The sequence below is a fragment of the Pirellulales bacterium genome, from assembly GCA_019694455.1.
In the GTDB taxonomy this organism is placed as follows: domain Bacteria; phylum Planctomycetota; class Planctomycetia; order Pirellulales; family JAEUIK01; genus JAIBBY01.
On record JAIBBY010000022.1, the window covers coordinates 32,598 to 43,910 of the forward strand.

The 11,313-nt window shown below is 62.9% G+C and carries 10 protein-coding genes and 2 tRNA genes; 9 read left to right on the forward strand and 3 right to left on the reverse strand.

What is annotated here, in order from left to right; genetic code table 11:
* Window positions 1–62 precede the first annotated feature (62 nt).
* Together K1X71_10805 and K1X71_10810 are read left to right on the forward strand one after the other, a co-directional pair.
* Window positions 63–1,091, forward strand: a complete 1,029-nt coding sequence (locus tag K1X71_10805; GenBank protein MBX7073627.1) for a glycosyltransferase — start codon at window positions 63–65, stop codon at window positions 1,089–1,091.
* Between the two features lie 20 nt (window positions 1,092–1,111).
* On the forward strand, window positions 1,112–1,939 hold the full coding sequence (locus K1X71_10810) for a DUF1570 domain-containing protein (GenBank protein MBX7073628.1): 828 nt from the start codon (window positions 1,112–1,114) through the stop codon (window positions 1,937–1,939).
* A gap of 13 nt (window positions 1,940–1,952) precedes the next feature.
* Here K1X71_10810 and K1X71_10815 read toward each other — a convergent pair whose 3' ends face one another.
* Both K1X71_10815 and K1X71_10820 read right to left on the reverse strand, forming a co-directional pair.
* Window positions 1,953–3,824 (reverse strand): VWA domain-containing protein, encoded by a 1,872-nt coding sequence (locus K1X71_10815; protein MBX7073629.1) that lies wholly within the window; start codon window positions 3,822–3,824, stop codon window positions 1,953–1,955.
* Between the two features lie 546 nt (window positions 3,825–4,370).
* Window positions 4,371–4,895, reverse strand: coding sequence for a sigma-70 family RNA polymerase sigma factor (locus K1X71_10820; GenBank protein ID MBX7073630.1), 525 nt, complete (start codon window positions 4,893–4,895; stop codon window positions 4,371–4,373).
* A 143-nt stretch (window positions 4,896–5,038) separates the two neighbouring features.
* Between K1X71_10820 and K1X71_10825 the strand changes: the two genes are divergently transcribed.
* The gene (locus tag K1X71_10825) at window positions 5,039–5,752 is read left to right on the forward strand and encodes a class I SAM-dependent methyltransferase (protein MBX7073631.1); all 714 of its coding nucleotides are present in this window, start codon (window positions 5,039–5,041) and stop codon (window positions 5,750–5,752) included.
* A gap of 36 nt (window positions 5,753–5,788) precedes the next feature.
* On the opposite strand, the gene K1X71_10830 is transcribed toward K1X71_10825, so the two are convergent.
* Window positions 5,789–6,157 carry a hypothetical protein gene (locus K1X71_10830; GenBank protein MBX7073632.1) on the reverse strand — a complete coding sequence of 123 codons (369 nt, stop codon included), beginning with the start codon at window positions 6,155–6,157 and terminating at the stop codon, window positions 5,789–5,791.
* A 467-nt stretch (window positions 6,158–6,624) separates the two neighbouring features.
* On the opposite strand from K1X71_10830, the gene K1X71_10835 reads away from it, so the two are divergent.
* The 6 genes from K1X71_10835 to K1X71_10860 all read left to right on the forward strand — a co-directional run bounded on the left by K1X71_10835 (window position 6,625) and on the right by K1X71_10860 (window position 11,186).
* Window positions 6,625–6,698 (forward strand) — tRNA-Ile (locus K1X71_10835).
* 85 nt (window positions 6,699–6,783) lie between these two features.
* Window positions 6,784–6,856: transfer RNA gene (locus K1X71_10840), tRNA-Ala, on the forward strand.
* A 175-nt stretch (window positions 6,857–7,031) separates the two neighbouring features.
* Entirely contained in the window at window positions 7,032–8,003 is a 972-nt protein-coding gene (locus tag K1X71_10845) for a metallophosphoesterase (GenBank protein MBX7073633.1), read from the forward strand.
* Between the two features lie 162 nt (window positions 8,004–8,165).
* Entirely contained in the window at window positions 8,166–8,585 is a 420-nt protein-coding gene (locus K1X71_10850; protein MBX7073634.1) for a heavy metal-responsive transcriptional regulator, read from the forward strand.
* Window positions 8,586–8,620: 35 nt separating this feature from the next.
* Entirely contained in the window at window positions 8,621–10,909 is a 2,289-nt protein-coding gene (locus K1X71_10855; GenBank protein ID MBX7073635.1) for a nitric-oxide reductase large subunit, read from the forward strand.
* A complete protein-coding gene (locus tag K1X71_10860; protein ID MBX7073636.1) occupies window positions 10,842–11,186 on the forward strand; it encodes a cupin domain-containing protein in 345 nt (114 codons plus the stop codon). Before K1X71_10855 ends, K1X71_10860 begins: the two co-directional genes overlap by 68 nt.
* The last annotated feature ends 127 nt before the right edge of the window (window positions 11,187–11,313 follow it).

Consider the following 11,313-nt stretch of genomic DNA (forward strand, 5'->3'; position numbering starts at 1 on the left):
CGCCATGCCGAGCCGGCTGGGGCCACCGAGGGGCAATCACCGACGCACCGCAAGGGAATGCTATGCGACTGGTCGCGCTCACCGAGGCGCCCGATCACGTTTGTTTTCGGTACCGCCTGGAGACGTACTCAGCCGCGCTTGCCGCTGCGGGCTGGCAACTGGAAGCGGTGCCGCTTGCCGACGGCGCCTGGCAGCGGCTGGCCCAGTTTCGCGCGGCACGCACGGCCGATGTCGTTTTGCTGCAGCGGCGCTTGTTGCAGCGATGGCAATTGACGTACCTGCGTCGCCAAGCGCGGGTACTGCTATTCGACTTCGACGACGCGGTATTTTTGCGCGACAGCTTTTCGCCCAAGGGACTGGTGAGCCGCTCGCGGTTGGCGCGGTTCCGCGCCACGGCGGCAGCGGCGGACACCATAATCGCCGCCAATAGCTATCTCTTCGACCATGCCGCGTCGTGCGTGCCACCTGACCGCGTGAAACTGTCGCCGACCTGTGTCGATCCGCGGCAGTATTCCATGGCGACACACGCCAGCGCCGGCGCCGAAGCGCGCCTGGTGTGGATCGGACAGCGCTCGACAGTTGGCTATCTCGATCGCGCCCGTCCGCTGCTGGCCGCCGTGGCCGAGCGACTGCCTGGCCTGCGACTGCGTGTGGTGTCTGACGTCTTTCCCGCCGATTGCGGCATCGAGGTCGAACTGCGCGCCTGGTCGCGGGAAACGGAAGCCGCCGATCTTGCCACCGCCGATATTGGCATGGCCTGGATGCCCGAAGACGATTGGACACGCGGCAAGTGCGGGCTCAAGGTGCTGCAATACCTGGCGGCGGGTCTGCCAGTGATCGCCAGCCCGATTGGCGTGCATCGCGAGATGATCGTTGACGGCGAGAACGGATTTTTGGTCACATCGCCGCGCGAATGGGCCGATCGGGTTGAACTTTTGGCGCAGCGGCCTGAACTGCGGCGCGAGATGGGGCGCAAGGCGCGGCGCACCGTCGAAGAGCGTTACAGCGTGGCGAACTGGTCGGTGCAGTTCGCGCGGCTGGTGAGCGCATGTCACGAGCAGGCATTGGCCAAGCACCGCAAGGCCGGCTAGCGAGTTGCGAGATCTTGCCCATGCTCGATCAATCATCCATCTCGGCGGTTCGCGCAATGATCGTAGCAGGGCTTTGCGCGCTGGCGGGCTGCGCTCGTTTCTCGGATCTGCCCCCGACACTGCCCGACCAGACGGCCATCGTTCGCGATCAATTGGTGGTTTCGAGCACGTTCGCGTTGCCGAAGAAGCATCGCCTGGTCGAAGAGCTTGCCGTGCAGCGCTACGACCTGTCGGTCAAGTTGGCGCTGCCCACCTCGGACGAGCCGATTCACGTCTACCTGTTCGACAACGCCGACAAGTTCGCGGCGTTCATGCGACAGCGCTTTCCCAGCTTTCCGCAGAGGCGGGCCTTCTTTGTCGAGACCGACACCCAGCTAACGGTGTACGCTCACTGGGGAGACCGCGTGGCCGAGGATTTGCGGCACGAGGTGGCGCACGGCTATCTGCATGCGGTCGTGCCGAATTTGCCGCTCTGGCTCGACGAGGGACTGGCCGAATATTTTGAAGTGCCACGGGGCCGGCGGGGGTTCAACCGCCCGCATGTCGAGGCCTTGTCGCAGCAGTTGGCCGCAGGCGGTTGGCGCCCCGATATGCGGCGGCTGGAGTCGCTCTTGAGCGCGGCGGGCATGACGCAGCTTGACTATGCCGAGTCGTGGGCCTGGGTTCACTTGCTGCTCGAAGGGCAACCGCAAGCAACGCCGGTACTCAAGGACTATTTGAATGTGCTGCGCCGCGACGGCGCAGCCGAGCCGTTGTCGGCGCGGCTCGCGCGACAACTGCCCAATCATGCCGAGGCGTTCGCCAACCACGTCTATCAACTGGCTCAGCAACCGGCCGACGCGCCTTAAGCGGTTACAACCATCATTGACCGGCGTACTGGCGAGCCTTTTTCACCAGTTCGACAAACTCGCGGCGATAGCCTGTGACGTCGTCGCCGCTGGCCGACTCGGCGATTTCTAGCACCGCGCCGTAGTTACCGGCGCCAACATGCTCTGAGTGACGCAGGAGCATGCCGAACAGCGCCACCGCCGCGGCGAATTGCGTGTCTTTGCTGGCCTGTGCAAAGCCGCGGCCATCGTCCTTGAGCGGCTGCTCGATCAGCTTGCTTGTGTCCGCCTGCGGCAGCTTGTAGCGCAACTTGAGCGTCAACAGTTCGTCGCTTGCTGCCGCGTCTGGCGCCGGACGCGTGGGTTGATACTTGAGCGGATCAACGCCCGGCTGGATCGGTTTGCCGACCGGCACGATCTCGTACAGCGCCGTCACTGTGTGCCCGGCGCCAATCTCGCCGGCGTCTTTTTGGTCGTTGTTGAAGTCCTCGGCCGCCAGCTTTCGATTCTCATAGCCCAGCAGGCGATACCCGCCGACGTGGGTCGGATTGAACTCCACCTGAATCTTCACGTCCTTGGCGATGGTCGCCAGCGTCCCTTCAAGCTGTTCGCCGAACAACTTGCGGGCTTCGTTTTGCGTGTCGATATAGCCATAGTTGCCATTGCCGCAGTCGGCCAGCTTTTCGAGCATGGAGTCTTTGAAGTTGCCCATGCCAAAACCCATCACGCTCAAGAAGACTCCGGTTTTGGCTTTTTCTTCAATCAGACGCGTTAGTTCTCCCTCGTTGGTGACGCCCACGTTGAAATCGCCGTCGGTGCAGAGAATCACGCGATTGATTCCCTCCTTGTCCAGGTGCTGCACCGCCGTCTCGTAAGCCAGTTGAATACCGCTGGCGCCGTTGGTCGACCCGCCGGGCTGAAGCTGCTCGATCGCCGAGAGAATCGTGTCTTGGTTGTTGGCGGTGGTCGAGGGGAGCACCAGGCCCGAGGCGCCGGCATAGACCACGATCGCCACGCGGTCGCGTTCGGTCAGCCGCTCGACCAGCATCCGCAAAGATTGCTTCATCAACGGCATCTTGTTCGGCGCGTCCATCGATCCCGACACGTCGAGCAAAAACACCAGGTTCGCCGCTGGCCGCTCAGCGGCGGGCATCTCGCGTCCCTGCAAGCCGATGCGCACCAACCGATGCTCCGCGTTCCAAGGGCAGGCGGTCACCTCCATGTGCGTGGCAAAGGGATGCTCGCCTGTCGGTCCCTCGTAGTGATAGTCGAAGTAGTTGACCAGTTCCTCGATCCGCACTGCGTCGGGGGGGGGCAGCATGCCCGAGGTGAGAAAGCGGCGCATGTTCGAGTAGCTGGCGGTGTCGACATCGACCGAGAAGGTCGATAGCGGCTGATCGGCGACGGCATGGAACGGATTGTCGTTGATCCGCGCGTACGCTTCGGTGTTGTGCTCGTGGTCGAGAGGCGCCACGTCGGGGCGCGGGGGCGATGCTCGAAATCGCTCAAGCTTATCGACACCGTCGGCGTCAGGACTGAGTTTGAGCGCGCCGACATAATACGACTCGCGAGCAGGCTGATTGCTGACGCCCCGTTCCCCCTCTGCAACCGTCCCGAAACCAAGACCCAGATCACTGCTATAGCTACTGGCCGGCGTAGCGCCCTTGATCTGAGCTGCGACGTTCCGCCTAGCAGTAGCGTGCCAATACTGTCGTTCTGGATAGCCAACGGCCGGGGCTTCGCCGAGCGGAATTGCCTCCCGTACTAGATAGGGCGGCGCCGGCGCGGCAGACTTTGGCGCGGGCGGCTCTTGCAATGCGCGCCCCAAGACCTGGGATGATTGCGCGGCGGGCGGTGTTGCTGGCGCATCGGCGCGGTCCTTCGACGGCGAAGTGGCCGTCGGCATGGCGACAGGACTATTGAGAATGGATCGCCGTTTGAAATTCACCTCCTCGCCCGACTTCCTCGCCATTGATTTAGAGCGCTCCGTTACGGTTTGAACACTCGGCAGCCAGAGCGCCGCCGCCACGCCGGCGGCAGCCACCGCGGTCACGGCGGGCAGCAGATACCGGCGCCGCAGCAAGCCGGTTGTTCGTAGTGGCCGGGCGACTTGAATGGCGGGGCTGGCGACGACAGGCCCTGCGCTCTCGACGGCGCCGAGCACAGCTTGCGCCAAGCCCGCGGCTGGCAGCGGCCGCGCGGTCTCGCACTCAATCGCCAACTCGCGGCGCAGTAGCGCCGCCGTTTCGTTGGTCGCGGCGACGGCGGCCGCCAACTCGGGCGCGTCGCGCAGCGCGGCTTCAAACTCGGTTCGCTCGCTCTCGCTCAACTCGCCCAGCACATAGGCGGTGATGCGCGGATCATCGAGGTAGGTCGACATGATATTTTCCCCACTCAGGGATGCTGTGGACTCGCTTAGTTTGAATTCTCTCGCGTTTCCGACGTTGCCAGTTCACTGTGGAGTTAGTTCGCTGCGCAGTCGCCGCAAGGCGTGATGCAGCAGCACGCCGACATGGCTCACCGAGATCTCCATCACCTCGGCGATCTCGCGATACGACAACTCATGCTCGAACTTGAGTCGCACCGCCTCCTGCTGCTGTGGCGGCAAGGCGGCCACCAGTCGCAGCGCGCGCCCCGCCTCCTCTTGGCGTTCCAGTGGCGAGATTTGTTTGTCTGCCACGGGCTGGCCGATGGCGTCGCTATCCAACACGGTTTGCATGCGAGACTCCTTGCGGCAAACATCGAGCGCTCGGCGGCGACAGACGGTGTACAGCCAGGCCCCCAAATGGCCATCGAGCGCGGCGCGGTCCTGCTGCGCCAGTTTCAAAAACGTGTCCTGCACGACATCGCGCGCCAACTCGCGCTCACCCACGATCCGCCAGGCGAAGATCGTCAATCGCCGTTCGTATTGGGCCAGCGCATGCTCGACCCATGCTTGCTGGCGCTCGTCATTTGCGGCTGGTGTGGTTGGGCTCATGCGGCGCCGTTTGCGGTTCGCCCCTGCGTCGCTCTCCAGATGATTAGACGCTTGGGGGGAGAGTTTATTACGGCCGCCGCCCAGAATTTCTTACAATTGTTGTAAGTCGTTACGCCGCCGCCGTCTGCCGTGAGCGCCAAGCAATGCTCGACCGCGTATTGGAACCCGAAGTCATGGACAGCGCCGACGAGGCGCGACAGTACGACCAGATGGACCACGGGGCGGTCAACCGCGCCTTTGTGGATGATTTTCTGGCGGCGCTACGGAGCAGTTCATCCGCCACGGTTGCCGCATCGTCATACCGCGTTGCGCCACCATCACAAAGTATGAAAATCTTGGATCTTGGGACCGGCACGGCGCAGATACCGATCGCGCTTTGCCAGCGCGTGGCCACTTGCCGCGTGGTCGCCATCGACGCCGCCGATAGCATGCTGGCCTTGGCGAGAAAGAACGTAGCCGCCGCGCAGCTAACCGGCCGCATCGAGCTTGCCCGCGTCGACGCCAAGCGGTTGCCGTATCCTGACGCGGCCTTTGCCGCCGTGATGTCGAATTCGATCGTGCATCACATCGCCGAGCCACGAGCGGTGCTGGCCGAGGCGCTGCGCGTGACCCAGCCGGGAGGGGCGATCTTTGTGCGCGACCTGCTGCGACCGGGCACGCGGGGGGAGTTGTCACGACTGGTCGACCTGCATGCCGCCGCCGCCACGCCCCCGCAGCGAGCGCTGTTCGCCGACTCGCTGACCGCGGCGCTGTCGCTCGATGAGATGCAAGCGCTGGTGGCCGATCTTGGGCATAGCCCTGGCGCCGTGCGACAAACCAGCGATCGTCATTGGACGTGGGAGACGATCCGAGTTTGAAACCACTTCGAGGCCGTCTTGATAAATAGAGATGCGTTAGGCCGTGGAGGTGTTGTAGGCGGGCGGATCGCTGGCGGGGAACGATTCCCAAGAGGCTTCGTCAATCGAGCACTCGAGATTGCCCTGGCGTGGAACCTCGTCGAGCTCGCCCTCCAGGCAGGGGCCATACAGTTCTTGGAAGCTGCGCCATGCCAGGTAGCCCCCCATGCCAGCCAGGGCCAAGCCAGTCAGCGAGCGGCGCGAGAGTCCGATGCCGACCAGCGCGCTGCCCCCCATGAGTTGAAGCCAATGGGTCATTTCTGTTCGCGCGGTGGCGATAAACTGGGCACGTCCCTCCTCCGGCAAGGGGCTGCTCGCCGGATCGATGATCTTTTCTCGCAGCGCCTGCATCTGTGCAGAAATCATGTTCTTCCTCCTATTGTCGACAAGCTAGCCGCGGCGCGATCCAAACGACGATCAAGATCGTTCACTTCTGGCGCGACTTGCTCTTTGGTGTCGCCGTGGAGCCGGTGATAAACGCCCCGGCGGTTGATCGCTCGATTCGTTTGTCGAATCGCGAATGACGGCAGTTGCTCTCCGTATTTTGTGGCTCAATGGATACATTCCATTGGCAACGCGGTACAAATGACGTGCCATGGCCTGGAAGCGAGGCGCAGCGTTCTTTTTTTGCCGCTGCCCGCTAGAAAGTGGGAGATTGCCGGCAGATATCTGGCCGCTGGGCGACCAGCGCGGCCGCGCCGGTCGTTCGGTTGACAGGCGAACCCGAGTACCTAGAATTAGCTCTTTCCTTCTGGAAAAGTGGGCTAAAGTTGTGCATTGCCTAGGGTTCCGACCGCGCTTGCCGCGTCGTGGGGGTCCCAGGCGGTCGCTTCGGGCGCATAGCTCAGTTGGTTAGAGCGCGTCCCTGATAAGGACGAGGTCCCAAGTTCGAATCTTGGTGCGCCCACTTCCCATTTGCTGCACTCGCCAGCGGCCCAGCGGGGCGATTCGCAGCCTGGCCGGCGACGACGCCGGCGCAAGAATTGTCACACGGGGACGTAGCTCAATTGGGAGAGCACTGCCTTTGCAAGGCAGGGGTTGAGGGTTCGATCCCCTTCGTCTCCACTTGGTCCAACTGCCCGGTTGGCCTAATCTTCGGCCGCGCGGCGGGCTAGCGCCGCCAAGGCGCGCGCTGGCGGGATTTTTCACTCTCCTGGGGCGCAATTCAGTGTCCCGCTATTTTCGGTGTACACTGTCAGGCGATATTGCCGCCGTCGACCTGGGTGAGGAGTAACCGCATATGCGCCGACGTGAGTTCTTGGCCGCCGCCACCGTGACCGCTTGCGCCGGGTTGACCCGGGCCGCTGACGCCAGTCCCAAGCAAGCGCTGGAAGTTCGCCAGCGCGAAACCGACCACTTCGACCTGATCTTTCAGCCCGAGTCGCCGCGGCCGTTGCGCATCTTGCAGATCACCGATACTCATTTTGGCAGCCCCTCGGCCAAGGCCAAGGAACTGGATCAGCGCAGCTTCGATCTGATCGCGGCGATGGTAAAGCAGCATCAACCCGACTTCATCAACCACACCGGCGACTTTGTCAACAACGATCAAGGCCCGCGCGTGAGCTATGAGGCGATCGATTTTATGGATGGGCTGGGCGTGCCGTGGGCGCATTCGCTCGGCAATCACGATATTGGCGCCGTCTCGACCGAGGATTATCGCCAGCGTCTCAAGCAGGCGACCTTCGGCTACTTCGACGCCGATGACCACCGCGAGTACTCGTACCGGCTGGATGTGGTGGCGCCGGGCGCCGAGCGCCCCATGTGGACGATCTATTGCTTTGACTCGGGTTCTCGCGCGGGCAGCAAGCACGTGAGCCGGCGCCAGCTTGACTGGTACGGCCGCCAACTAGAACGCGACCGCGAGCGCGAGATCGCCTGCCCGGCCGTGGCGATGATTCATATCCCGGTGGTCGAGTTCCATAAATTGCAAGACGCGCATGCGTTTCGCGGCATCTTTGGCGAGCGGGTTTGTTTCGAGAGCGACCAGGGAGGCACCTTCACCAGGCTGAAGAACGCGCAGCGTGTCCGCGCCATCTTCAGCGGCCACGATCACCAGAACGACTACTGCGGCGATTGGGAAGGCGTGGAACTGGTCTATGGCCGGGTGTCTGGTTGGTCTGGCTATGGCGACCTGGAACGGGGAGGCCGCCTGATCGAGCTCGACCCCGCGACCGGCAGCTACCGGCACCGCATTGTCTTTGCGACCGCATAAATCGGCGCCGCGGCAAAAATAGCCGCTGCGCGCCTCGGCGCGGCAACACCCGTGGTCCAATAGGCTTATAAAAAACGCAAATCAGAAACTTTCTGGCCGGGAGGCTATTGACCCTGGAGTATACTCCACAGTCCATAATCTCCACATGCAGGAGGTTTTACGGTGCGTTTCTTGAAAATCGGCGACGTCGCACGCCTTTCGGGCGTGGGCATCGAGACCATTCGCTACTACGAGAAAGAGGGTTTGCTAGCGGCGCCAGCGCGTCGCCCCTCGGGCTATCGGCAGTACGACGACGCCGCGGTGCAGCGTTTGCAGTTCATCCGGCAAAGCAAGCAGTTGGGTTTCTCGCTGAGTGAAATTCGCGAGCTGCTGCGATTGTGGTTCGACGCCAACTCGCGCTGCGTGCATGTGCGGGCGTTAGCGGAGGCCAGGCTGGCCGACATCAACCAGAAGATCGACGAGCTCGACGCGATGCGCCAAAAGCTGGCCGGCGTGTTGGCCGAATGCCAACATCAAGCAGCGATCGTGGACTGTCCCATCTTTGACGTTCTAGGCCGTCAAACATCTTCAACCTCGCAGTGACGCGAGTACAGAAAAAGCTAGGAAAGGTCCAGTAAATGCGACGACTGTGGATTGGTTTCACTCTCGTGATGGTGCTGTCGTTCTTGGTGCTCGGTTGGATTGGCACGCGGATCTATCAAGAAGCGCCGCCCATCCCACAGCGGGTGGTCACCACCGAGGGGACCGTGTTGATCCAGCCGGGCGAAATCACCGCGGGCCAAAACGTATGGCAGTCGATGGGGGGCATGCAGGTCGGCTCCATCTGGGGGCACGGCAGCTACACGGCGCCCGACTGGACCGCCGATTGGCTCCATCGCGAGGCGGAGTTCATTCTTAACCGCTGGGCCAACGACGAATTCAAGAAGCCCTACAACGAATTGTCGGCCGAGCACAAGGCGCTGTTGCAGGGCCGCCTGGAGTCTTCGATCCGCAAAAACACCTACGATCCCGCGACTGGCGATGTGACGATCGACCCGGTCCGCGCCGCCGCGTTCCAGAACAACCTGGAGCACTACTCCCAGGTGTTCTCCGAAGGTGAGTCCGACTATGCCATTCCGGTTGGCGCGGTGACCGATCCGACGCGCTTGCGCAACCTGGCGGCGTTTTTCTTTTGGACCTCCTGGGCCGCAACCACCAACCGGCCCAACGATCACATCACCTACACCCACAACTGGCCTTACGAACCCTTGGTAGGCAACCGCCCCACTGGCGAGTCGGTGGTGTGGACCGGCGTGAGCATCATTGTGCTGTTGGCGGGCATTTCCGGCATGGTGTGGTGGTACGCCGCTCGGCGTTCGGAAGAGGCCGAGCCGCGGCTGCCAGACACCGATCCTTTGGGTGGCTGGAAGGCCACCGATTCGCAGCGCGCGACGGTGAAATACTTTTGGATTGTCGCAGCGTTGATTCTGGTGCAGATGCTCATGGGTGTGCTCGTGGCGCACTACGGCGTGGAAGGGGACGGCTTCTACGGTTTTCCGCTATCCAAGTTCCTGCCGTATAGCGTTGCCCGTACTTGGCACGTGCAGATTGGTTTGTTCTGGATCGCCACCGCCTGGCTGGGGGCGGGGCTGTTCATTGGCCCGTTGGTCAGCGGCGTCGAGCCCAAGGGGCAGGCGCTCGGCGTGAACGTGCTGTTCTTGGCGCTGCTATTGGTGGTGGTGGGCTCGCTGACCGGCGAATGGTTGAGCGTACACAACCACCTGTCCGATAAAGTTTCGTTCTATTTGGGGCATCAGGGGTATGAATACGTCGAACTGGGGCGCGTATGGCAACTGGCGCTCATGGTGGGGCTGTTGCTGTGGCTGGTGCTGATGGTGCGCGTGTTGTGGCCTGCCGTGCGCGGCGAGGGGGGGCAAAAGCAGCTTGTCTCGCTGCTGTTGGTGGCGACCGCGGCCATTGCGCTCTTTTATGGCGCCGGCTTGACCTGGGGACAGCACACGCATTTGACCATCGTCGAATATTGGCGCTGGTGGGTGGTGCATCTGTGGGTGGAAGGGTTCTTCGAAGTCTTCGCCACCACGGTCATCGCGTTCTTCTTCATGCGGCTGGGCCTGGTGCGCCCCGGCATCGCCGCCGCGGCCGCCTTGCTCTCGGCCACCATCTTTCTCGCGGGCGGCATCATCGGCACCTGCCATCACCTGTACTTCGCGGGCACGCCGACGGTGGCGCTGGCCTGGGGTTCGGTGTTCAGCGCGCTAGAGGTGGTGCCGCTCACCTTGGTGGGCTTTGACGCGATGGAAGACCTGCGCCGCTCGAGCGTCACGCCGTGGGTGCAACGCTACAAATGGCCGATCTACTTTTTCGTGGCGGTCGCCTTCTGGAACATGGTGGGCGCTGGCCTGTTTGGCTTCATGATCAACCCGCCGATCGCCCTCTATTACATGCAAGGGCTGAACACCACGCCGGTCCACGGTCACGCCGCGCTGTTCGGGGTGTATGGCCTGTTGGGCATCGGCCTGATGCTGGTCTGCCTGCGGGCGCTGATCCCGGGCGTGGAATGGAAAGACGGCCTGCTGCGGTTCTCGTTCTGGTCGCTCAACATCGGCCTGTTCGCCATGTGCGTGCTGAGCTTGTTGCCGGTCGGCCTGATGCAAACCTGGGCCTCGGTGGACAAAGGCTATTGGTATGCTCGCAGCGGCGACTTCATGCAGACGCCGATCATGCAAAACCTGCGCTGGATGCGGGTGCCGGGGGACACCATCTTCTTCTTTGGGGCGGTGGCTTTGGTGATCTTCGTGGCAGGGCTAAAAACGGGACATTCATTTCGGAGTCAGAGTGATGGCCATCGAGCACGCCCAAGCGGGCAACTTGATCGACGTTCGCCCGTGGGGAGCGGGGCTGAGTAAGCAGCAGACGGTCACCTTGGTGAAAACCGACGCGCTGGAGGTGATTCGGCTGGCGCTGCCGGCGGGACATGAGATCGCCACGCATCAGGCGCCCGACGAAATGACCGCGCAGTGCCTGGAAGGGCGCATCGCCTTCACGACGATGGGCAAGACGGTGGAGCTGATCGCTGGCAGCATGCTGTACCTCGCCGCGCGCGAGCCGCACGCCTTGCGGGCGCTCGAGGCCTCGTCGCTGTTGGTGACGCTGCTACTGCGGCCAAAGTCGGCGGCGGCATAGCGCCGGCTGGCCGTTGCTACAGTTCGGCAATACGGATTTGCCCGCGGATTGGCGGGGCGCGCGGAGCTGGTATATATTCTTGGCTACGCTCCGTTCGCCCGTCGGCCGGCGCGCACACTGGCGCGCC